Genomic DNA, 23506 nt, shown 5'->3' on the forward strand with positions numbered 1-23506 from the left:
GTGGAGATGGAGGCCGCGCACTACGCTCAACACTCAGCCCAGCACACCGTTGGGCTGTCACACCGATAGGTCTCCGGACTCACCGGGGCGGTTCACTCCTCAGGTCAGGAGTCAACCGAAGCCGGGGCAGTCCCGTACCGCTCAAGAGTTCGTTGAGTGCGTCAGCTAACCGTACTTCTTCCCAACGCGTTTCGAATGTAGCGATGGCATGAAGGCCATCCCAGCTGCCGGGTTGCTTATTGATCGCGAAGACGCGATGTTTCGACGGTATCGACTGTGTCAGGAACAGTTTGTAGAGGCTACCCGGTTGGGTCATTGCGGATACTCCTGTGAAATTCGGCATGTGCAGCCGAACGACACGGACCAAATGGTTGTGCCAGTCGTTGATGCCTCATGCCTTGAAGGTGGATCCGCACTCGTTACCGCGGTTCGTCCGGCGGTCCCGTAGTGGGTGATTCTACGATAGCACGGAATTGCATACTCCCTCTGAGGGTTTGGGAGGGGTAAGGATTGATGGGGGAGTTGGTACGGGCCGTCCGGAACCGCGCGCCGCACTGGGGGCATAGTCGTCTCGCGAACCTCAACTTGTGCGAGGCCGAGGATCGTTCGTGGTGCACAGCTACCCGGCGAATGCACAGAGCCCTTGGCCGAGGGGCCAAGGGCTCTGTGTCGGTGAGGTGGTGCGGCTCAGCGGTCGTCCGCCGGCTGTTCCTCATCGGCGGGGCGCGTCAGCAGCTGTTCGATGAGGATTTTGGTAGCGGGGCTGAAATCCCGTCCCCGGGCCGTGGCGAGGTGGATCCGGCGCTCCGCCCACGGCTCGTCGAGATCGAGCACAGCGACGCGGCCGGTCCATTCGTGGCCGACCAGACATTCCGGCTGCACGGTGACCCCGAGCCCGGCGTTGACCAGGCTGATGGCCGCGCCGCCACTGCGCAGCACATGCTTGGGCGCGTAGTCCTCGCCGATGCGCCGGGCCGCGGCGCGCAGCGCCCCGACCAGAGCGCTCGGTGCGATCAGGTTCTTCGGCAACAGTTCCCGGATGGTGACGCTGCTCTGGGCGGCGAGCGGGTGCCCCAGCGGGACCACGGCGACGATGCGGTCGCGCCGATACGGGGTGACGTCGACGCCGTCCAGGTCGAGTCCGTACGCCGAGGCGAAGACGCCCAGGTCGGCCTCGCCGCGCGCGACCTCCTGGACGATGTCGGAATTCTCCACCTCGTGCACGATCAGATCGACGAGCGGGTACTCGCGGTGGAATTCGCCGAGCTCGCGGGCCAGGAACGGCACGATCACCGATCGTGCCGACACGATCCGCAATTCGCCCTGTACGCCCTCGGTGAGCGCGGCGAATTCGGTGCGCATGTCGTCGAGGCTGTCGAAGATCATGCGCGCGTGCCGGGCCAGGATCGCCCCCGCGGGACTCGGCACCACCCCTTTGGGAGTGCGGTCGAGCAACTTCACGCCCGCGATGTGCTCGAGCACCTGAATCCGTTTGGTCGCCGTGGATGCGGCGATGTTCTCGCGGATAGCGGCCAGGCCGATCTGTTGTTCCTCGATCGCGGAGAGGAACAACCGCAGGGTGAACAGGTCGACCTGTCTGATCAGGTGCAACCGGTTGAGCGTGCCCATCTCACCTCCGCTGTCGGGCCGTGATCGGTATCTCCGATCATACTGCGAGGCCGGGCAAAGAATATTTCATATGTTGCGTTCAGGAGGTCGCCACTCGTTCGATGAGGGCGACTTTGACGTGGTCGGGCCGCTTCAGGGTCCCGTCGGGCACCAGCTCCACGATTGTCTTAACGTTGAGCGCGGAGCGCACGCGGTTTTCGATGTCGGCGCGCAGGTTGTCGCGTTGTTCGGTGGTCAGGTCCAGGGCGTGTTCGACGACGAGCGGCAGCGGACGCTGGGTGGAGTGGCCTTCGAAGTCGGCGCGGATGCGCATCTCGCCGGTGGTCGCGGGGGCCAGTTCCATGACCAGTTCCTTGATCGCGGACGGGAACAGGTTGATGCCACGCACGATCAGCATGTCATCGGTACGTCCGACACAGCGAACCTTGTAACCCGTTCGGCCGCAAGCACAGTCGGTGCCGGTGACAACTACGTGGTCGCGGGTGCGGAAGCGCAGCAGGGGAGAGGCCTGACGGCGCAGCGCGGTGTAGACGAGTTCACCACTGGCCCCCTCGATGGGCGCCACCTGGTCGCCGGTCTCGGGGTCGATGAGTTCGGCGATCATCAGATCCGGCGACAGGAAGTGCATGCCGTCACCGACCTCGCATTCGCCCCAGTAGGTGCACGCGATGTCGGTGCCGCCCAGCATCTCTCGCGCCGTGGCGCCCCACAACGATTCGAGCCTCTCGCGCACAGCGGGCAGTCCGCCGCCGGGCTCGCCACCCACGCTGATCGCGCGCACACCCAGTTCGGCGGCGGTGCGGCCGACGATCTGCGGTGCCTGCTCGGCCAAGTGGGTGAGGAAGTAGGGGGTGCCGATCAAGGCGTTGGGGCGCTGATCGGCCTGCACACGCAGCAGTCGCTCGGCGCCTGCTTCCGCGCCGATCGGGATGTCGACGATGCCCATGTAGCGCAGGATCTGCACGATCGGTAGGCCGCCGACGAAGCCTTTGCTCATGCCGAAGCCGTGCAGCAGGCGGTCGCCGGGTCGGAATCCGTTGGCGTAGAGGGCACGTGCGCCCAGTTCGCACCAGGTGTGGATGTCGTTGTCGGTCAGGCCGACATAGGACGGTGAGCCGGTGGTCCCCGAGGACGCCTGGATCTGCACGATATCGGCATCGGCGGCGGCGACGTGGGCGCCCAGCGGCGGCGCGGACGCGAGACTGTCGCGCAGTTCCTGCTTCTCGGTGAACGGCAGAGCGGCGAGGTCGGACACGGTCTCGATCTTGTCGAAGTCGACGCCGTGCTCGGCGAACTTCGCTTGATAGAACGCGCTGTTCGCGGCCAGGTGGGCGAGTTGCTCGCGGAGCCGCTCGTCTTGAACCCGGCGCGCCTCTGGTGCCGACAGGGTCTCGACAGCACTCCAATACCGCGCCGAGAAAGGAACATTTCTCATGATGACTCCCGAATAGCCGTTGCAACGTTGCCGCGCTACCGTTGTGGTCCGGCGACGATTGTTCTCCGACCATAGTTGGGCTACTACTGCTATTCAATTCGCAGTCTTCGAATCGCCGCTTCGGTATTTTTCACTTGCTAATGGTCGGCGCATCAGTCAAACCTCGATCTGTCGCTGAAAGGCCCTGTTCACCTGCAGGTTCAGGGGGTGCGCGTCAGCGATTCGCAGCTGTCGAACAGGCAATTCGAAGATCATCACTTGGCGCATCGGTGCGGGCAGAATTAATGTACGGTTCGGCGCACAATTTATCTGAACTCATCGCATACGGAGCACAAGAATGAATTCGAACTTCCTGGACGACGCGCAGGCCGACTGGCTCGATACCGTGAACAAGTTCATGGACAACGAGATCACCGTGGAATACGTACGCAAGTGCGACACCAACCGCGATTACCCGTACGAGGCGTACGAGAAGATCGCCGCCCAGGGCTGGCTCGGGATCCTGATCGATGAGGCCGACGGCGGTTCCGGCGGCGACATCTTCGACTACTCGCTGATGGCCGAGGGGCTCGGCAAGTTCGGTTTCGACTTCGCCTGCTCGGTGCTGGTTCCCACCTTCACCGCGATGAACATTCTCAAGTACGGCACCGATGAGCAGAAGGCGCGCTACGTCAAGCCGTTTATCGACGGGCAGATCCGCTTCTCGGTGTCGATCTCCGAGCCCGACGCCGGCTCGGATGCCTCCAACACCAAGACCCGCGCGCGTCGTGCCGAGAACGGCGACTGGATCGTCACCGGTCAGAAGCTGTGGTGCTCTGGTGCCGCGGCCAAGGACACCGTCATCGCGATGCTGGTGCGCACCGACGCCGACGACAAGCACGGCGGCCTGTCGGTGCTGCTGATCCCCAACGACACTCCCGGCCTGGACATCCGCAAGCTGCCGACGCTGTCGCGCCACGCCACCGGCACCACCGAGATCTTCCTCGACGAGGTCCGTGTCCCCGCCGACGCGCTGCTGGGTGAGGTCGGCCAGGGCTGGAAGATCATCACCGACCACCTGGAACTGGAGCGTTGCGCGGTGGCCGCCGCCTACGTGGGCAATGCCCAGGAGGCGGTCAGAGCCGCCAACAAGTACGCCCATGAGCGGATCCAGTTCGGCAAGCCGATCTATGAGTTCCAGGTGCTCAAGCACATGTTGGCCGAGAACCAGACCCGTGTCGACGCCGCGCGTCTGCTCTGCTACCGCGCGGCCAAGATGAAGGCCGCCGGTCTGCCCGCGGCCCGCGAGACCTCGATGGCCAAGCTCTACGGCTCCGAGACGCTCAAGCAGTGTGCCCTCGACGGCATGCAGATCCTCGGTGGCTACGCCAACCTGCCCGAGGCCGACATGGAGCGCTATCTGCGCGAGAGCGTGCAGTCCACCATCGGCGGTGGCACCTCGCAGATCCAGCGCACCATCATCGCCAAGTCGATGCGCCTCTGATCCGCATTCACCCACGCCTACCCAGGAGAACTTCGATGGCAACCATCAACAACCGCATCGACATGCCGCTCGACGAGATCGAGGTCGGCACCGTCTTCCACTCCGGCGGACGCACCATCACCGAAGCCGACGTGGTGAACTACTGTGCGCTGACCGGCAATTGGATCGAGATCCACTCCAACATCCACTACGCCGCGCAGACCCGCTTCGGTGAGCGGCTGGTGCAGGGGTCGCTGACCTACTCGCTGATGACCGGTCTGATCCAGTTCGGCCCGTCGATCCAGGCGAACTACGGCATCGACAACCTGCGCTACCTCAAGCCGGTGCTCATCAACGACACCATCTACGTCACCGCCGAAGTGATCGCCAAGAAGGACAAGGACGAGAAGTTCGGCGTCATCACCTTCCTGATGAAGGCGCTCAACCAGCACGGCGACGTGGTCCAGCGCAGCGAGTGGAGCCTGCTCATGCTGCGCAAGCGCGAGGACCTGGAAGCACTCGTCGGCGCCTCGCTGCCGACCGAGAAGGTGCGGGGCTGATTCTATGACCGCACAACCCGTCGCCGCGATCGTCGGCATGGGCGATGCCTATGCCACGCGCGCGAATCGCAAGGACCCACTGCAGCTGGCCGTCGAGGCCACCGTGGCGGCGCTGGCCGACGCGGGGATCACGAAGAACCAGGTGGACGCCCTGTTCACCGGTCGCTCGCCGTGGGCCGACAAGCGCTCGCAGTGGAACAATATCTTCGCCTCGCACATGCAGATGCCGCTGACCTTCACCAGTGAACTCACCCTGCACGGCGCCGGTCTCACCGCGACCCTGGCCCAGGCATCGCAGATGATCGCCGCGGGCAAGGCGGAGTATGTGCTGTGTCTGCAGAGCGATGCGACGGAGTTGTTCGTCGACGCGGTGGCCATGGGCGCCGAGGCCGACGCGGATCCGCAGTTCGAAGTGATGTACGGACCGACGATCCCGTCCCTCTACGCCCAGGCCGCCCGCCGGTACTTCCACGAATTCGGTATCACCGAAGCCCATCTCGCCGAGGTCGCGGTCGCCAACCAGCGCTGGGGCGCGCATCATCCGCACGCGGCCAAGGCCAAGCACGGCGAGATCGATGTCGCCACCGTGCTCGCCTCACCGTATGTGGCCACCCCGTTGCGGCGGTGGATGTGTTCCACCTGGGGCGGTGGTACCGGCGGCGCGCTGGTCGTCACCGCACCCGACAATGTGCGACCGCATCAGCAGCCGGTCTACCTCCACGGGTACGGCTCGGCCACCACCCACGAGTACCTGTCGGATCGGATGAACATGCGCACCTGCAAGTTCGCCGACTTCGGCGCCCTGCCGAACCTCACCCATACCGCCACCATCGAGGCGGCCCGGCAAGCCTACGCGATGGCCGGGCTCGGCCCCTCCGACATCGACATGGTGCAGATGTCGGTGAACTTCGCGCACATGGGCCCGATCATCATGGAGGACTTGGGTTTCGCGAAGAAGGGCCGGGGGATCGACGTCTATCGCGAGGGGCGCACCGGCGTCGACGGCGACCTGCCCACCGACACCAACGGCGGCTGGTTGTCCTTCGGCCAGCCGGGCATCTCCTGCAATATGGACACCCTCATCGAGACAGTGCGCCAGCTGCGCGGGCAGGCACTGGGGCTGGCGCCGACCCACAAGCCGGAGACCGCGCTGGTGCAAGGCGCGGGCGGCATGTTGGCGGCGGGCAGTGTCCTGGTGCTGGCGGCCTGAGCGGAATCGGAGAACATCATGAGCGAGACCACCGCCCCCAACGACTGGCCACAGCCGTACCGGCTGCTCGATGCCGCACCGTACTGGGCGGCGTTGAACGAGCGCCGCCTGACCTTTCAACGCTGCGCCGACTGTGCCGAGGCCGTCTGGCCCGCGCACTCCTACTGCCCCTACTGCGCGTCGTCCGCCTTGAACTGGGAGGAGTCGGCCGGGCGCGGCACCGTCTACTCCTTCAGCACGGTAATGCGCGGCCCGACCCCGGTGTGGGCGTCGATCACGCCGTACACCGTCGGGTTCGTGCAGATGGCGGAGGGCTACCTGCTCTTCGCCCAGATCGAAGGCGACCCCGAGGCCGTCGCGATCGACCAGGACGTCACCGTCCGCTTCGTCGAACGGGGCGCCCAGACCATCCCCGTTTTCACCGCCGCGAGCCTCGGGTAGAGGTGCATGATGACCACTCACGATCGATCAGGACCAGGACAGGAGCAGCCGATGCAGAACGAACTTCCGCTGTCGGGAATCGTCGTGGTCGAACTCGGCGACAGCGCTTCGGCGCCGTTCACCGGCAAGATCCTGGCCGAACTCGGCGCCGAGGTGTGGAAAGTCGAACGGCCGACCGGTGATTCGTCGCGCGGCTGGGGTCCGAGCATGTGGAAGGGCAGCGGCGCGGCGTTTCACGCCCTCAACCGTGGCAAACGGTCGCTCAATATCGACATCAAGGACCGCGATCAGCTGGCGCTGCTGCACCAATTGATCGCCGAACGCGCCGATGTCTTTCTGCACAACCTGCGACCCGGTTCGGCCGCCAAGTACGGTCTCGACGCCGAGAGCCTGCGCGTCACCAAACCCGAGCTCGTGCACTGTGAGGTCGGCGCGTTCGGACACACCGGGCCGATGAACACCCTGCCCGGCTACGACCCGCTGATGCAGGCGTTCTCCGGGATCATGAGCATCACGGGCGAGCACGACGGGCCACCGGTTCGCGCGGGGGTGTCGATCATCGACTTCGGCACCGGAATGTGGGCGGCCATCGGCATCCTCGCGGCCCTGCATCGGCGCCGGTCCAAACTGGACGGTGCCGCGGTGAACGCGTCGCTGCTGGAAACGGCGATCGCGTGGATGTCGATCGGTGTCGCGGGCTACAACACCGACGGCGCGCCCGGTGAACGACACGGCTCGGGTGTCGCGTTCATCGTTCCCCACCGCGCCTACTCGGCCGCCGACGGCGATCTGATCATCAGCTGCGGCAACGACGGACTGTTCGCCCGGCTGAGCCAGGCGCTGGACCGACCCGAGTGGGCCGGCGACGAACGGTTCGCCACCAACGCGGGTCGCCTGGCCAACCGTGCGGAGATCGACCGCCTGATCGGTGAGCGATTGGCCGAGCAACCGCGCGATCACTGGCGGAAAAGGTTGCAGGACTTCGGGGTTCCCGTCGCACCGGTGCAGACCACCGCCGAGATGGTCGCCCACGAGCAGACCAAGGCCCTCGGCATCATCGGCGTTCCCGCCGAGGACGAGATCGGGGTCGTGGGACTCCCGTTGTCGTTCGACGGCAAACGTCCGCCAGCGCTGCCTGCCGCCCAGGATATCGGTGGCGCGGACCACGAGCTGCGTGCGCTACTCGGACACCGCGGCGTCGAAGCCGGCGATGGCTAGCGGCAGCGGCCCACTCACCGGTATTCGGATCGTCGAACTGGGTGGGGTCGGGCCGACACCGTTCGCCGCGATGCTGCTGGCAGATCTGGGCGCCGACATCATCCGGTTGGACCGCCCGCCGGGCTACGACGGCGGCGCACCGATCGACGCGAAGTTCAACCTGCTCAACCGGGGCAGGCGCAGTGCGGTCTTCGATCTGAAGAAGCCTGCGGCGGTCGAAGCGGTGCTGCGACTCGTCGGCGAGGCCCATGTGGTGCTCGAGGGATTTCGGCCCGGGGTCGCGGAGAAACTCGGCCTCGGCCCCGACGAATGTATGGCCGTGAATCCGGCGCTGGTGTACGGCCGGATGACCGGCTGGGGCCAGCACGGGCCACTCGCGCACGACCCCGGCCACGACGTCAACTACATCTCGCTGACCGGGGTGCTGCATTCGGTGGGCCGCGCAGGCGAATCGCCCGCCATCCCGCTCAACCTCGCGGGCGACTTCGGCGGCGGGTCACTGTATCTGGCGCTGGGCGTGGTCGCCGCACTGCTGGAAAGCCGCACGTCCGGCCGGGGTCAAGTGGTCGACGCCGCCATGGTCGACGGCTCGGCCTCGCTGATGACGCTGTTCTATGGGCTGTTCGCCGCGGGCTACTGGAGCGACGAGCGCGGCGTGAACCGGCTCGACTCCGGCGCGCCCTGGTACAACGTCTACGAAACCGCCGACGGCGGCTGGATCAGTTTGGGCGCCAACGAATCCCGCTTCTGGCGCAACCTGCTGCGGATCACGGGCATCGACGAAACGGACATGCCCGACCAGCACGACAAAGCGCAGTGGCCCGCGATGCGGGATCGTTTCGCCGCCGTGTTCCGCACCAGGACCCGCGACGAATGGTCTGCTCTCGCAGCGGGGCAGGAGGCATGCCTGACCCCGGTGCTCTCGCTCACCGAGGCACCGAGCAACCCGCATCTGCGGGCACGCGGCACCTTCGTCGACATCGAAGGTGTGGTCCAGCCCGCTCCAGCACCGCGTTTCAGTCGCACCCCCGGTGCGATCCAGCGACCGCCGGCCGAACCCGGTGAGCACACCGACGAGGTCCTCGGCGACTGGGGATTCACCCCGGCCGAGCTCACGGTCCTGCGCGATCAGGGCGCCATCGGCTGACCGGACGATTGGCTGTGTGGGACGGCCTCGGCGTGGAAATCGGTCAGCGATACTGGTGTAGACCCGAGATCAGCGACAGCCGGTAGTTGTTGTGCAACTACCGGCTGTCGGCCGGCGACTCGGAAATCAGTGCGTCAGAGGTGCTTGCCGAAGAACGGGATCGCCTTCTCCAGCGCGACGCCCGTACCCTTGGGCTGGTCGTAGAGGTCGTAATGGGACACATCCTTCAGCACGATCAGTTCCTTGTCGGTCGAGGCGGCACGGTTGTAGATCTCATAGCCGTCGCGGTAGGCCCCGAAAGCGCCGGGCTTGTCACCGATGACGATCAGTGCTGGCTGGGTCAGCAGAATCTCGGCGAGGTGGAACGCGTCCCAGCCCAGTGCTGAGGCGCCGTGTGCGATATCGAAGGTCGCCGGTCCGTTGGGTGCCTGACCACGCGGTGTGCAGTAGTAGTCGTAGGCCTCGATGACGTCGATGTCACCGATCTGCTGAGCGACCTCGGCAGAGGGCGGCAGCGCGGCGCTCACCTCGCCCTCGGCGCCGGCGAGTTCGGCCGTCCGCTGTTTTGCGACCGCCTCGAGGGCAGCCACGGGCCCACCCTGAGCGATCGCGTTCTCCCGCACCATGCGGCCGTAGTTGACGCCGGTGACGGACACCACAGCCTTGAACCGGCGCTCGGTCATCACGGCATTGAGCGAATAGCCACCACCACCGCACACGCCGAGGACTCCGATCCGGTCGTTGTCGACGTAGGGAAGGGTGGACAGGTAGTCGACTACCCGCCGGAAGTCCTCGACCCGCTGGGTCGGATCCTCGACCCGGCGCGGGCTTCCGCCGCTCTCGCCCTGGAAGCTCGCGTCGAAGGCGATGGCAACATAACCTTCCTCGGCGAAGCGGGTCGCGTAGATGTTGCCAGCGGTCTGTTCCTTACAGCTGCCGATCGGATGTGCGCAGACGATGGTCGGATAGGTCTTCGACCGGTCGAACGAAGGCGGAAAGTACAGATCCGCGGCGATGTCCCACGCCATATCCGGATTGCGAAACTTGAGATGCTCGATGTTGTCGGTTGCCATGAGCTAGCTCCTTTCGCCGGCCGACATTTTCGGCCTGTCCGAAGTCTCCTGCGTTAGCCGAAAGGTCGCCAGGGAAGATTTCTTCCTAGCAACGGGTGCGCCCCGCGCTACTGGTCGCTGGATTCGCCGGTCGTGGTCGTAGACCTTCCTGGGAACGAATTCTCCCCTGCATCGGGCGGTGTGCCGGTGCCACCATCGACTCGGGGATCAGCACGACCAGGTGCTGCGGGCCGACCGCGCCTGCCGCGTTGATGCGGGAGCCGGATCGCGCCGAGCGAATCGAGGTGAAGGTCATTTCTACGAATCATTCCGGGGGAATGTCGCGGCACGCGACGACCCTGATCGTCGGGGGCTCGTTGGGCGGTTTGACGACGGCGCTTGCGCTGGCGGCTCGCGGAAGCGCGGTGACCGTCCTCGAGCGAACATCCGGGCGCACCCAGCGCGGCGTGGCGATTCTGGTGTCGGGGGCGAGTCTGCGCCGGGCGCTGGGGCCGCAGGCGCGGGAGATCGTCGGAAAGGCACTCGGCCCCGCCTCAATGCGCCAGGGCGTGTACCCGCATTCCTGGTGGGATGTGTACTCCGCCTTGCGCGATGGCGCCGAGGCGGAGCGGCTCGTCACGGTGGTCGAGAACGCGCACATCGTCGAGGTCGGGCAGGACGACACCGCTGCGTGGGCCAGGGCGGCGGACGGCACGACGTGGACCGGCGAGGTGCTCCTCGGCGCCGACGGTTATCGCAGTGTGGTCCGCCGCCGGGTGGATTCGGTTCGTCCCGTCGCCGACTACGCGGGCTATGTCGTGTGGTTGGGTCAGTCGGAGCTGCCGGAATCCCACCGCGAACGGGTCGGGGGCCCTGACTTCTTCTCCGGCGAGGACGACATGCTCGCGGTGTACCCGCTGATCGATCGAGACGGGGGCGTCGCGCACTACGGATGGGGCTGGTTCGATCTAGGGCGCACGTCGTTGTTCCGGCGGATCGGCGCCATCGACGGCACCCAGGTGAAGCACACCCCGCGCGTCGACGCGATTCCCGCCGAGGTGTACGACGAGATGATCGGTATCGCCCAGACGCGGTGGCCCGAACCATGGCGCACCGGAGTCGTCGAGGCGTTCCGGGCACGGGACGTGGTGGCCACACCGATCACCGAATACTTGCCGCGGAAGGTGGTCGACGGTCGCATCGGCGTGCTGGGTGACGCCGCCCATGCTCAAACACCCATGACCGGTGCGGGTTTCGAAGAAGCGGTCGCGGATGCGGGTGGCGCTGGCCGAGGCGCTCGACGGGGTCGATGTCGAAGAAGGTCTCGAGCGATACGAAGCCACGCGTCTGGTGGGTATGCGCAATCGGGTGTCGGCGGGACAGTCGTTCAGCCGCTCGTTCGCCGGCGTCTAGCACCGCGCACTCCGTCACCGAACTGGATCCGCCCCCAACGTCTCCGGTGTGTGGGCGGCACCGGCGGACACGAGGCGCTCGATCTCCTCGTCGTCGAACCCGTATTCGCGGAGGACCTGCACCGAGTTCTCGCCGAGTCTCGGTGCGGGGTAACGCAATTCGGGGGTGTCCTCGCTCCACTGTTGCGGGATGCCGAGCGATCGCAGCAGCCCCTCGGTCGGGTGTTGTTCCTCGACGAAGAACCCGACGTCCTTCATGTGTGGATCGTCGAGGAGGGTTTCGGGGGTGTTCATCTCGATGGCTGGGATATCGGCGTCGGCCAGGATCTGCACCCATTCCGCCGTCGTCTTGGTCGCGAGGACGTCGGCGAGGAAGCTGTAGAGCAGGCCGATGTTCTCGGTGCGGCCGCCGATGTCCGCGAAGCGCGGGTCCTGCGCCATCTCCGGCTTGCCTGCCAGGGCGAAGAAGCGGTGCCAGTGTTTGTCGGTGTAGACGTTCACACCCACATAACCGTCGCGAGTTCGGTACGGACGTCGGTCGGAGTTCATCATCCTGGCGTAGCCGGAGGTGCCGATCGACGGAATGAAGGTGTGCCCGTAGAGGTGATCGCCCAGGGCGAACTGGGCGAAGGTCTCGAACATCGGGACCTGTACTTCTTGGCCGTGGCCGGAGCGTTCGCGGCGGTAGAGAGCGGTGGTGATCGCGTTGGCCGCGGCCATGCCGACGACGCGATCGGCGATCGCGGTCGCGATGTAGGTCGGCTCACCGGTTTTGCGGCTCTGCAGGACCGGCATACCGACAGCCGCCTGGATCAAGTCGTCGTAGGCGGGTCGGTCGGCGTAGGGGCCGTTCTGACCGAAACCGAAAGCGCCGCAGTAGATCAGGCGCGGATTGCGCGCACGGACCTGTTGGTAGGACAAGCCGAGTCGTGCCATCGATTTCGGGCGCAGGCTGTAGAGCAGCACGTCCGCCGAGCCGAGCATGCGCTGGAGTGCGGCATTGCCGTCGGCGGACTTCAGGTCGAGCACCACACTGCGCTTGTTGCGGTTGAGGTGCAAGAAGATCGCACCCATGCCGGGGCTGCGACGGGGACCGACACCGCGGGTGGTGTCCCCGGCCGTGGACTCGATCTTCACCACATCGGCGCCCATGTCGGCCAGCAGCAGGGTCGCGAAGGGGCCCATGAAATTCGAGGTGAGGTCGAGGATGCGCACGCCCTCGAGCGGTCCGGTCATGGTCGTCTCTTTTCGTCATTGGGAACGCGGCCGAGGCAACTCACCGGCAGCGGTCGTGAATCGTGCCGGGAGAACCCCAGGTCCGGTCACCGGCTGCCCTCATCGTAGGCCGGTGACCTGCCCGAACCCAGTGACAAGTCGCGAACCGGGAATTCGCGGTGGTCGAATCGCGGGTGATCACACGCGGCCAGTAGTTATTACTGGGTTCGACCCTTCATAGGAAGAATCTTTCCCATTGTCGGCAGGTTCTGCCGGAGAGAAGGTTGTTGCATCGGCTCCCAGCCGGAGTAGATCATCGAAAGGATCGTGCCTGATGCGCACAAGCGTCACCTTCCCGAGCAGCGGCCTGCGTCCGGCGGGCATCCTGTTCACCCCCGACAACCGTGGCGGCGAGCGCCTGCCGGCCGTTGTGGTGTCGCACCCCGGCGGTGGTGTGAAGGAGCAGACCGCCAGCATCTACGCGCAGCGGCTGGCCGACAAGGGCTACGCCGCGCTCGTGTTCGATGCCGCCTACCAGGGTGAGAGCGAAGGCGAGCCGCGCTTCCTGGAAGACCCCTTCCAGCGCAGTGAGGACGTCAAGTCCGCGGTCACCTTCCTGACCACCCGTGACGACATCGACCCCGCCCGCATCGGCGCGCTCGGTATCTGCGCGTCCGGCGGCTATGTGCCCTTCGCCGCGCAGACCGATCACCGCATCAAGGCGGTGGCCACCGTGAGTGGTCTCGACATCGGCGACTACCTGAGCAACGGCCTGCACCGCGCCCAGGACCCGTCGGTGCTGCAGGAGATGCTCGACGCCGCGGGCGCGCTGCGCACCGCCGAGGCGCAGGGCGCGGAGCCGACCTACCAGATCTGGGCGCCGCCGAGCGCTGAAGGTCTCGAGGACGCGCCCGATCTGTACCGCGAGGCGCATGACTACTACCGCACCCCCCGCGCGCAGCACCCGCGCTCGGAGAACAAGTGGCTGCTGCAGAGCATCGACCGCATCGCCCAGTTCGACGCGTACGCCAAGATCGCGATGATCTCCCCGCGCCCGCTGCTGATGATCGCCGGTTCCAAGGCCGACACCGCCTACTTCAGCGAGGAGGCCGTCGCCAAGGCCGCCGAGCCGAAGGAACTGTTCGTGGTCGACGGCGCCAGCCATATCGACCTCTACGACGTGGACGAGTACGTCACCCAGGCCGTGGACAAGCTCGACGAGTTCTTCGGCAAGGGTCTGGCCGGCTGATCCCGGGTCTTCGTTCATACCGACGTCTGCCCCGCACGGGTGATCCTCGTGCGGGGCAGACGCCTGCCGAGGGCCGATAACGGAGGCGACCATTCGGCACTGTGACTTCTCGCTGAGCGCATTCGGGATAGCGACATGCGCATTCTGGATTGTGACGTGCGTCGCAGCACTCCTAGCATCGTCTCAAAAGGTTACTGCTCGACGTCGATAGGTGAATCTCCCTGTCGCACAGTAGAACTGGTGAGGAGACGGGTCATGCAGGTACGAGGCGCGATCATCTGGGAATCTCCCGGAAATCTGGATGTCGTCGACATGGAATTGTCTGATCCTCGACCCGACGAGGTTCAGGTGAAAATGGTGGCCTCTGGCATGTGTCATTCGGACGATCATCACGTGACAGGTGATTCACCGCTCACCGGTTGCCCTTTCGCGCTCGGACACGAGGGTGCCGGCATCGTCACCAAGGTGGGGCTCAACAGCAAAGGCATCGAAGAAGGCGATCATGTCGTCTTCTCGGGCATACCGTCGTGTGGGCACTGTCGTTGGTGTGCCACGGGAATGTCGAATCTGTGTGATCTCGCAGCCGGGATTCTGGCGGGGCCACGATGGACCGACGGCACCTACCGGTTGCATCTGCCGGACGGTCGACCCGTAGGACAACTGTGCGGGATCTCGACCTTCGTGGACACCACGACCGCGCCGTTGGACTCGGTCATCAAGGTGGACAAGGACATTCCGCTCGACAAGGCGTGTCTGGTCGGCTGCGCGGTCAGCACCGGATGGGGTGCGGCTGTCAATTCGGCTGCCGTATGGGGTGCCGGTCGAATTGGGCTATTCCTCGGCACCCTCCAGGACGGTGTGCGCGCCGCGGTCGAGGAATTCGGCGTGGATCGCCTCAGCCCCGGCGACCTGCTGATCTGCAATGATCCGAGCCGGGTCGGCAATCACGCCAATGACGTCTGCTTCATCCGCCCGGTCTTCCACAGTGGCCGGGTCGTCAGCTTCATGGTCCTGCGCGCACACGTGATCGACATCGGTGGCATCACCCCGGGCGGCTTCGACACCAACAAGCGCAATATCTACGAGACCGGACTGCTCATCGGTCCGCGACTGTTGTTCCATGCCGAGGAGCCGGTGCGCGAGACGTTCACGCTCATCTTCGACAACTCCCGCTTCGGCGAAATCCAGCTGCCGGACTACAAGACGATCCACAGCTGCTGTCGATTCGGTGAATCGCTGATCGTGGAGAGTGTCGATCGCTATGGTCTCGACGCGTACCTCGGCACCCTCGAATATCTGTGTGACACCACGGCCGAGCGGATGCGGCTGGCCATCGCCGCACTGCCCGATGGGGACTACGAGGGCACGGCGAGTATCGACGCCGATGCCGAGGACGCCGACGAGGAATACCTCGTGCGGGTGACGGTGGTGAAGCGGGGCGACCGTATCGAAGCCGACTTCAGCGGGTCCTCCCGCCAGGCCAGGACCGCGATCAACGCCGGCGCGCTGGACGCGAAGACCGCTGTCGGGGTCGGGTTGAAGGTGCTGCTCGATCCGCTCGGGCACTTCACCTCGGGTTCGTTCCGCAACATCGACATCGTCATCCCGCCGGGCACCATCGCCAGTGCGCTGCCGCCCGACGGCGCCATCTTCTTCTACTGGGAAGTCGCCAACGCGGTGATGACCGCCCTCATCGATGCGTTGCGTGATGCGTTGGGGGAGCGGGCAATCGGTGGCGACTGCGGCTCCAACAACGTGCACAACGCCTTCGGGGTCACCGCCGACGGCACACCATGGGCCGCCTCGGCGGTGGCAGGCGCGGAGACGGGACCCGTCGGTGCCGACCGCCATGCCGACGGCGAGGGGCACATCTGCCCGTACCTGATCAACATCATCAGCCCGGCGACCGAAGGCATCGAAGCGCAGTTCCCGGTGATGGTGATGCGCAAGGAGTATGCCGCCGATACGTCGGGCACCGGTCTGCACCGCGGCGGTGCCGCGATCATGAAGGACATCATGCGGACCGGTCCGGCCAGGCATCAGGTCGCGCCGTTCCGCTTCCGGAAACCGAGCGGGATCGGTGTGCACGGCGGGGAAGACGGCGTCCAGGGTGGGGTGTGGATCTTCGGTCAGGACGGCGCGGACCTCGGCTTCGTCCCCGACCGCGACGATGCCTACCGCGACGCGACTCCTGTTGCGGGAGTGATGGATCCGGAGTCCAACCAGCTCGACCCTGCCGGGGTCTACGCGTACTACGCCAGTGAACGCACCTGGGCGACGAAGCCCGGCGCCACCTTTCGCTATCTGACCAACGGCGGCGGTGGCTGGGGTGATCCGTTCACGCGAGACCCCGAAGCGGTGAAAACCGATGTGCGCGACGGCTATGTGTCGATCGAGGCGGCGGCCGAGCGCTACGGCGTCGTCATCGTCGGCGACCCGACCACGACCCCGAGGGTTTGCACGTGGACATCGAGAAGACCACCGCGTTGCGGCTGCGCAACGCCGACGAGGAGTAGGTAGCCATGCCCATTCATTTTCCGCGACCCACAGAACCGACCTTGGTGGTCGACCGCGAGACCGTCACCGGCACCTGCCCGGAATGCGCCAGTGCATCGTTGCGGCGCTACCCCGTCGTCGCCGAGGACGGCTGGTTCGACGTGGTGAAATGCGCGAATTGCCTCTGTTCGGTCTCCCGGGAGCCCGGGTCCAAGCTCGGCGTCGTCGAATTGCTTTCCGACCGGCTGTGACCGGGCGCGAAGCTCGCTCTGGCCGAGGTCGACGACAGATCTCGTTTCGGTACGGCGAAATCCGGATTTCCCAATCGCCAATTGACTGTGGCCGCGCGGCAGCAGATCGTTGGTGAGAGGTTTGCATCACATTTTCCGGGCGGAGTGACAGTGCTCACGACAATGTCGCCCTCCCTTCGAAGTAGAACAGGCGGTTAACCGTGCGTCTCGACAACGCGGCACATTTCTTCATCGGTGGCAATTGGGTGGCCGCGACATCGGATGCGACGTTCGATGTCGTCTCGCCCTTCTCCGGTGAGCTTGTCGGTACGGTCGCGGCCGGGTCGAAGGCCGACGTCGACGCCGCAGTGACCGCGGCCCGGGAGGCCTTCGACAAGGGGCCCTGGCCCCGCATGACCCTGGGCGAACGTGCCGACCTGGTTCGTCGCTTCCGGGAGAACCTGGCCGCCGACGCGCCGCGGATCGCGGAGACGGTGACAGCCGAGATGGGGGTGCCGATCGCACAGACCACGGCGTCGCAGGCCGGGGCGGCACTCGCGCTGCTCGATACGAATCTCGAACTGGCCGAACAGTATCCATGGCGGTCGTTGCGCCGTTCGGCGCTGGGCAACGCGCTCGTCGTGCGGCGGGCGATCGGTGTGGTCGCCGCGGTGATCCCGTGGAACGCGCCGATCTCGGTGGCAATGCTCAAGCTCGCTCCCGCGCTGTTGGCGGGCTGCACGGTGATCCTCAAGCCCTCACCGGAGGCACCGCTGAGTTCCAACCACCTCGCCGCGGCGGCCGCGGCCGCGGGTGTGCCGGACGGTGTGCTGAACATCGTCACCGCAGACCGGGCCGAGAGCGAATACCTGGTCACTCATCCCGGCGTCGACAAGGTGTCGTTCACCGGCTCGACGGCCGCCGGCCGCCGGATCGCCTCGCTGTGCGGCGACGACGTGCGGCGGTACACGTTGGAACTCGGCGGAAAGTCCGCGGCCATCGTGCTGGACGACGCCGACATCGCCTCGACTGCCAATGCCCTGCGCACCCTCTCCTTCCGCTACAACGGCCAGGCGTGCACCAACAAGACCCGGATCGTGGTACAACGTTCGATGCACGACGACCTGGTCGAGGCGCTGGCGAGCGAGATCAGCGCTATTCAGGTGGGCGACCCGAGCGATCCTGCCACCGAACTCGGTCCGCTGGTCAGCGATCGGCAGCGCACCCGCGTCGAGGGCTACATCCGGGCCGGACTCGACGAGGGAGCGGCTCTCACCGTCGGTGGCGGTCGACCCGCCGGACTCGACGCCGGTCAGTTCGTCGAGGCGACGATGTTCACCGGCGTCACCAACGACATGACGATCGCGCGCGAGGAGATCTTCGGTCCGGTCGTGGCGGTCATCGCCGTGGACGACGTGGACGAGGCCGTCGCCGTCGCGAACGACTCGCTCTACGGCCTGTCCGGCGCGGTGTTCAGCGCCGACGACGAGCGGGCGATGCTGGTCGCGCAGCGGCTCGCGACCGGGAGCGTCGAGGTGAACGGGGCGAGCACCGGATTCCACGCGGCCCTTGGCGGTTTCAAGCACAGCGGCATCGGTCGAGAGGCGGGCCTGGAAGGTTTCGACGCCTTCACCGAGATCACCTCGTTCGGTGTCCCCGCGACGCTGGCCGACGCACTCGCCTGACCACACCTCGAAAGGACATCGCCATGCCCGCACGACGTCTCATCCCTTTGGCGGGGGCCTCGATCACCCTCGACAGTGGCCTCATCACGATGGGAACCCGAGGTCCGCTGACGGTGCCGATTCCGACCTTTCTCATCGAACACGAGCGGGGACTGGTGCTTTTCGACACCGGTCTCGTGCCGGAGGCGTGGTCGGATCCGCGTGCGGTCTACGGCGATCTGGTCGACATGTTCGAGCTCGACTGCCCGCCGGAGAACACCCTCGAGAACCAGATCGAGCTGGCCGGATACACCCTCTCCGACGTCACCCACGTCGTCATCTCGCACTCGCATTTCGACCACACCGGCGGCATGTACCTGTTCCCGGACGCCCAGTTCTTCATGTCGGAGGTCGACATCCGCTACGCGATGTGGCCCGACCCCTACTTCCGGGGCTTCTATCGCGCGGCGGATTTCGAAGCCGTCCGTGACTACGCCTGGAATCCGCTGCGTGAGGATCTCGACCTGTTCGGTGACGGGGCCATCGTCCTGTATCAGACGCCGGGACACACCCCCGGTGAGATCAGCATGATGGTGGAGCTCGCCGAGACCGGCAAGTTCCTCATCACCGGCGACACCGTGCACCTGCGCTCCGGTCTCCAATACGAGTGCCCGTGCCCGGTCGACTACAACGCGCACGAAGCGATCACCTCGATCCAGCGCATCAAGCAGCTCGCCACCGCCCAGAACGCGCAGATCTGGGTCCTGCACGACCCGGAGGACTGGGCGAAGTTCGCTGCGGCTGGTGCGATTTCATGAGCGATTCGATGGACATCGTCACCCGCGATCTCGCCACGACCACGGCCGAGATCGCGCGCCACGTCGCCACGGTCGCCGAGACGCCGCCGCGAGCAGCGGACGTCGAGGCGCTACGCCGCTTGCTCCTGGACAACTTCATCGTCTCGCTGTGGGGGATGACCCGACCCGTGACGACCGAACTCGCGGACTGGACAGCTCGGTTCGCCGGTACCGGCAACAGTGTTGTGCTCGGGCGTGAGTGGACTACCGACCCGTCGATCGCCGCCCTGGTCCACGGCACCGCGGCGCATGCTTTCGAACTCGACGACACCCACAACGCGACCGCCAGCCACCCCGGCTCGGTCATCATGGCGGTCGCGTTCGCGATCGCCGCCGAGAACGGCCCACCGGTGTCTCGGGAGCATTTCTTCCAGGCGATCACGGCCGGGTACGAGACGATGGCGTTGCTCGGTGAGGCGGCGGGCGGCATGAGTATCGTGCACCGGGGCTTCCACCCGACCTCCCTACTCGGAACCTACGGGGGCGCGACCACCGCGCTCGTCCTTCGAGCCCTGCGCGCGGGTGATCGAGTCGACCCGGTGACGCTCGAGACCACCTGGGGTCATGCGCTGTCGCAGCCCTCCGGTTCCATGCAGTTCTCGGCCGAACCGCGAGGCGGCGAGGTGAAGCGGGTGCACGCGGGGCTCGGCGCGCACAATGCGATTCGGGCGGTCGACTTCGCGGCCCTGCCCGCGGTGAGCGCACCGCGGCTCGCGCTCGAGGGGACCTACGGCCTGGCGGCGTGCTTCGGTGGGGACCTCACCCCTGTCCGGCTCGACAGAGGGCCGGGGATCCATCAGATCAGCCTGAAGCCGTACGCGTGCTGTCGGCTGTTCCACTCCACGATCGACGCGCTTCGTGAGGTGACCGACGGATTCACGATGTCCGCCGACGACATCGGAGGCGTGTTGGTGACCGGCCCCCGACTGATCGCCGAGCAACACCTCACCCGTGCCGACTCGTCGATGACCGCGCAGTACAGCTGCCCCTTCGTGGTGGCGGCGACAATCGTGCACGGCCCTGAGCGCTACGACGCCTACAGCGAGGAAAACCTCAGGAACCCCGAGGTTTCGAGCGTCCTCGACAGGGTCCGGTTCGAGGTGGACCACGCCATGGAGGCCCAGTTCTATCCTGAGCACTTCGCGACCGCGGTCCGTCTGGAACTGCGCGACGGAACTGTTCGCACGGCACGGGTCGTCGACAGTGTCGGAACAGCCGAACACCCGATGTCGGTCGAGCAGATCACCGCCAAAGCCGCCGGTCTCGCCCCCGCCGGGGCCGATGGTTGCGGTGCACGGTTGGCCGCCGCGATCTGGCGCGCCGACGCCGATCCGTCGGCATTCGCGGCGGCCCTGTGGTCGGAGGCCCGGAACCTGGCCGCAGCGCGGAGTCTGCGTGGTGCGGCGGCGCACGCCGGCATTCCGTGATGCAATGGCAGGTCGACGTATTCAGTCTGCGACTTTTCCTCGCGGCCGTCGAGGAACGCCAGATCGGACTCGCGGCAGCCCGCCAACATATCGCGCCGTCGACCGCCACCAAGCGTATCCAAGCACTCGAAACGATGGTCGGACTCCCGCTGCTGGAGCGGACACGAACGGGTGTGGTGCCGACCGAGGCGGGCGAAGTGGTAGCCCGACACGCACGGAGCATGCTCGCCGAATTCGACGATCTGCGCTCGGAAATCGCTGCCCTGCACGGTCAGCCGGCGGATCGGCTGGTGGTCGCCGCAGCGCATTCGGTGATCATCGATCTGCTCGCGCCGGCGGCTCGGATGTTCATCAACGAGCACCCCTTTGTCGAACTGATGCTGCATGAGGTGGACAACCATGAGGTCGTCCGCGAAATCGAAGCCGAAGAATGCGATATCGGTGTCTTCGCCTGTGTCGGAGAACCGAAATGTTCCGCCGCCGAGATGGAACTCCTCGGCAGTGAACCGCTCGTCGCCGTGCTGCCACGAGAGCATCGTCTTTCGACTCTGAACTCGGTGCGATTCGGCGAAGTCGCCGCCGAGGGGCTCATCGCGACCCATACGACGGCCGAGATATTTCGCGCACACGGTGCGCGTACCAGCGACATTCGGCACGTAGTTCGCACGGGCGAGGTAGCACTCGGCATGGTCAGGGCGGGGCTGGGCGCCACGATCCTCCCACAGGGAATGGTGAGCCAAGCTGCCGATTCCGAAATGTCGGTTCGGGTCCTGGACGAAAGCTGGGCAGTGCGACACATCGTCGTCGCTACCGCGAAGCGGATGCTCGGGGCCCCGACGGCGGCGGCTTTCGCCAGATGCCTGAGCAGCCGGGCGTTGTGAGGGCGGGTTTCGAAAATATCAAAGCTTGCCTGCCATATCGGCAATTGACTGTTGTGATGTGTCACTACATAGTTGGTTGAGGCGCAGATCACAACGCACTGAGAATGTGAGTTGGGGCGCTACGTCATACAAAGGTTCACGCGCGCACCGTATATGGGAGCCGGTCGTGCCCGACTCGCGAAAGTAAGCAATTGCACATGACCTACGCTATTTCTGTTGTCGTCCTGGCTGCGGTTTTCACGGTCGCCTCCGTCACTCCGGTGAACATGGGAATATTGGCGTTCGCGGCGGCTTTCATGGTGGGCACCTGGGTGTCGGGTATCCCCATCGCGGATATTGTCGACGCGTTTCCATCAGGAACTTTTCTCATCGTCGGTGGAATCACATTGCTGTTCGCGATTGCGAAGGCGAACGGAACGCTCGATTACATCATGAAACGATGTCTCCAGCTCGTGCGCGGGCGACGATGGGCGATCGTGTGGATGTTGTTCGCGCTGTCGGGTCTGCTGATGTCATTGGGTGCGGTGCTGGCGGTGGGAATGCTCGCACCCATCGCGATGCCGTTGGCCGCGCGAAACCGCATCAACCCCTTCCTCATGGGCATGATGATCACGCACGGCGGGCTGGCATGTGTCTTCTCTCCGATCAACCTGTACGGCGCACTCGTCACCGGCATCATGCAGTCCGCGGGGTTGCCGACCAATCCTGGCGCGATCTTCCTGGTCCCGTTCGTGTTGAACGTCGCGATCGGTGTCGTCCTGTTCCTGGTTCTCGGTCGCGATCTGGTTGGCAACGGCGCTCTGCGCGATGACGCCCCGGCGGTGGACGAGCCGGCCCCTCGGATCGGGACATCGCAGTCGTTCGCACCGGATGGTTCCGCTCCCGCCGCAGTGGTGATGACGAAGAGCCGACCCGATACCGCCGCGGCGGCTCCTCGGCTCGACCGACATCAGTGCGCGACGATGGTCGGAATCGTCCTTCTGGCAGTCGGTTCGATCGGTTTCGGCATCGACATCGGCGTCAGTGCGATCTGCGTGAGCGCGGTGTTGCTCCTGATGGCTCCCACCGCGCATCCGAAAATCATCGACGAGGTGGCTTGGCCTGCGGTAGTCCTGGTCTGCGGCATGCTCACCTATATGGCGGTGCTGACCAAGAACGGAACCCTGAATTTCATCGGCACCTCGGTCACCTCCGCCATCGCGCCGTTGTTCACGGCATTGGTCCTCTGCTACGCGGTCGCGATTCTTTCCGCGTTCGCCTCGTCGACCGCGACGATCGGTATCGCCGTGCCGCTCGCGATGCCGTTGCTGCTCGCCGGTGAAATCGGAGTCCTCGGCATGGTCGCCGCGATCGTCTTTTCGGCGACGGTGGTCGACGTGAGTCCGTTCTCGTTGCACGGAGTCATGATTCTGGCCAATGCGGAAGTCGAGGACAAGGTGCGCTTCCAGCGAAAGATGTTGGCGTACTGCGGAATCATAGTCCTCCTCGCGCCGCTGGTCGTGTGGGCGCTGGTGGTCGTTCCGACCTCGATCTAGCGTGGCGGGAACGAGGCCGATGCCCGGACCCGCTCATCCGAACGTCTGCCCCGCACAGGTGATCCTTGTGCGGGGTGAACGTGCTTGCTCGGTCAGATGCCCAGGAAATCGTGGTAGCGGAAGGTGATGTCGCCGTCGAGCATCTCGAGGAGTTCGGCGATCACGCCGGACTCGTCGCGCCATGCGAGGTAGGCCTCGAAATCTATACGGCTGTCCCACTTCTCGACGAAGAGGATGCGGGCGGGCTCGTCCTGATTGCGCGCGACCTCGACGTTGATGTTGCCGGGATAGTTGCGGGTGCCCGGCAGGTTCTTGATGAACCATTCGCGCAGATCATCGATTCGGCCCTCTTTTGCCGTCATGTCGATTGTCACCTGAATAGCCAT

Annotated in this window: 20 protein-coding genes; 15 read left to right on the top strand and 5 right to left on the bottom strand. The window is 65.5% G+C overall.

What is annotated here, in order from left to right:
• Positions 1–687: 687 nt before the first annotated feature.
• Both AB0H56_RS27550 and AB0H56_RS27555 read right to left on the bottom strand, forming a co-directional pair.
• Complete coding sequence (locus AB0H56_RS27550) at positions 688–1629, bottom strand: LysR substrate-binding domain-containing protein (protein WP_357168514.1); 942 nt, start codon at positions 1627–1629, stop codon at positions 688–690.
• 79 nt (positions 1630–1708) lie between these two features.
• The gene (locus tag AB0H56_RS27555; protein ID WP_357168516.1) at positions 1709–3064 is read right to left on the bottom strand and encodes an AMP-binding protein; all 1356 of its coding nucleotides are present in this window, start codon (positions 3062–3064) and stop codon (positions 1709–1711) included.
• A gap of 337 nt (positions 3065–3401) precedes the next feature.
• Between AB0H56_RS27555 and AB0H56_RS27560 the strand changes: the two genes are divergently transcribed.
• The 6 genes from AB0H56_RS27560 to AB0H56_RS27585 are packed head-to-tail and all read left to right on the top strand — an operon-like array spanning position 3402 to position 9102.
• Positions 3402–4547, top strand: a complete 1146-nt coding sequence (locus AB0H56_RS27560) for an acyl-CoA dehydrogenase family protein (protein ID WP_357168518.1) — start codon at positions 3402–3404, stop codon at positions 4545–4547.
• A gap of 35 nt (positions 4548–4582) precedes the next feature.
• The gene (locus AB0H56_RS27565; protein ID WP_357168520.1) at positions 4583–5086 is read left to right on the top strand and encodes a MaoC/PaaZ C-terminal domain-containing protein; all 504 of its coding nucleotides are present in this window, start codon (positions 4583–4585) and stop codon (positions 5084–5086) included.
• Between the two features lie 4 nt (positions 5087–5090).
• On the top strand, positions 5091–6296 hold the full coding sequence (locus tag AB0H56_RS27570; protein WP_357168522.1) for a thiolase family protein: 1206 nt from the start codon (positions 5091–5093) through the stop codon (positions 6294–6296).
• Positions 6297–6314: 18 nt separating this feature from the next.
• Positions 6315–6737 (top strand): OB-fold domain-containing protein, encoded by a 423-nt coding sequence (locus AB0H56_RS27575; RefSeq protein ID WP_357168524.1) that lies wholly within the window; start codon positions 6315–6317, stop codon positions 6735–6737.
• Between the two features lie 51 nt (positions 6738–6788).
• Positions 6789–7955, top strand: coding sequence for a CoA transferase (locus AB0H56_RS27580; RefSeq protein WP_357168526.1), 1167 nt, complete (start codon positions 6789–6791; stop codon positions 7953–7955).
• Positions 7948–9102 (top strand): CaiB/BaiF CoA-transferase family protein, encoded by a 1155-nt coding sequence (locus AB0H56_RS27585; RefSeq protein WP_357168528.1) that lies wholly within the window; start codon positions 7948–7950, stop codon positions 9100–9102. Before AB0H56_RS27580 ends, AB0H56_RS27585 begins: the two co-directional genes overlap by 8 nt.
• 134 nt (positions 9103–9236) lie before the next feature.
• Here the strand turns inward: AB0H56_RS27585 and AB0H56_RS27590 are convergent, their stop codons facing one another.
• Positions 9237–10175: an alpha/beta hydrolase gene (locus AB0H56_RS27590; protein ID WP_357168530.1), complete on the bottom strand. Its 939-nt coding sequence runs from the start codon at positions 10173–10175 to the stop codon at positions 9237–9239.
• Between the two features lie 1251 nt (positions 10176–11426).
• On the opposite strand from AB0H56_RS27590, the gene AB0H56_RS27595 reads away from it, so the two are divergent.
• A complete protein-coding gene (locus AB0H56_RS27595) occupies positions 11427–11567 on the top strand; it encodes a hypothetical protein (RefSeq protein ID WP_357168532.1) in 141 nt (46 codons plus the stop codon).
• A gap of 14 nt (positions 11568–11581) precedes the next feature.
• On the opposite strand, the gene AB0H56_RS27600 is transcribed toward AB0H56_RS27595, so the two are convergent.
• Complete coding sequence (locus AB0H56_RS27600; RefSeq protein ID WP_357168534.1) at positions 11582–12802, bottom strand: CoA transferase; 1221 nt, start codon at positions 12800–12802, stop codon at positions 11582–11584.
• Between the two features lie 313 nt (positions 12803–13115).
• On the opposite strand from AB0H56_RS27600, the gene AB0H56_RS27605 reads away from it, so the two are divergent.
• From AB0H56_RS27605 to AB0H56_RS27640, 8 genes are all read left to right on the top strand, one after another.
• Complete coding sequence (locus tag AB0H56_RS27605; RefSeq protein WP_357168536.1) at positions 13116–14030, top strand: alpha/beta hydrolase; 915 nt, start codon at positions 13116–13118, stop codon at positions 14028–14030.
• 135 nt (positions 14031–14165) lie between these two features.
• Positions 14166–16550: a hydantoinase B/oxoprolinase family protein gene (locus tag AB0H56_RS27610; protein ID WP_357168538.1), complete on the top strand. Its 2385-nt coding sequence runs from the start codon at positions 14166–14168 to the stop codon at positions 16548–16550.
• A gap of 2 nt (positions 16551–16552) precedes the next feature.
• A complete protein-coding gene (locus AB0H56_RS27615; RefSeq protein ID WP_357168540.1) occupies positions 16553–16777 on the top strand; it encodes a hypothetical protein in 225 nt (74 codons plus the stop codon).
• 200 nt (positions 16778–16977) lie between these two features.
• Positions 16978–18441 carry an aldehyde dehydrogenase gene (locus AB0H56_RS27620; RefSeq protein WP_357168542.1) on the top strand — a complete coding sequence of 488 codons (1464 nt, stop codon included), beginning with the start codon at positions 16978–16980 and terminating at the stop codon, positions 18439–18441.
• A gap of 23 nt (positions 18442–18464) precedes the next feature.
• A complete protein-coding gene (locus tag AB0H56_RS27625; RefSeq protein ID WP_357168544.1) occupies positions 18465–19238 on the top strand; it encodes an N-acyl homoserine lactonase family protein in 774 nt (257 codons plus the stop codon).
• A complete protein-coding gene (locus tag AB0H56_RS27630) occupies positions 19235–20704 on the top strand; it encodes an MmgE/PrpD family protein (RefSeq protein WP_357168546.1) in 1470 nt (489 codons plus the stop codon). Before AB0H56_RS27625 ends, AB0H56_RS27630 begins: the two co-directional genes overlap by 4 nt.
• Entirely contained in the window at positions 20704–21585 is an 882-nt protein-coding gene (locus tag AB0H56_RS27635) for a LysR family transcriptional regulator (RefSeq protein ID WP_357168548.1), read from the top strand. The genes AB0H56_RS27630 and AB0H56_RS27635 overlap by 1 nt, the downstream gene beginning before the upstream one ends.
• Positions 21586–21782: 197 nt before the next feature.
• Positions 21783–23120: an SLC13 family permease gene (locus AB0H56_RS27640; RefSeq protein ID WP_357168550.1), complete on the top strand. Its 1338-nt coding sequence runs from the start codon at positions 21783–21785 to the stop codon at positions 23118–23120.
• A 92-nt stretch (positions 23121–23212) separates the two neighbouring features.
• Here AB0H56_RS27640 and AB0H56_RS27645 read toward each other — a convergent pair whose 3' ends face one another.
• Complete coding sequence (locus AB0H56_RS27645; RefSeq protein WP_357168552.1) at positions 23213–23482, bottom strand: antibiotic biosynthesis monooxygenase family protein; 270 nt, start codon at positions 23480–23482, stop codon at positions 23213–23215.
• Positions 23483–23506 lie beyond the last annotated feature (24 nt).

Origin of the sequence: Nocardia sp. NPDC050717 (assembly GCF_040654275.1) — a bacterium.
Taxonomy (GTDB): Bacteria; Actinomycetota; Actinomycetes; order Mycobacteriales; family Mycobacteriaceae; genus Nocardia.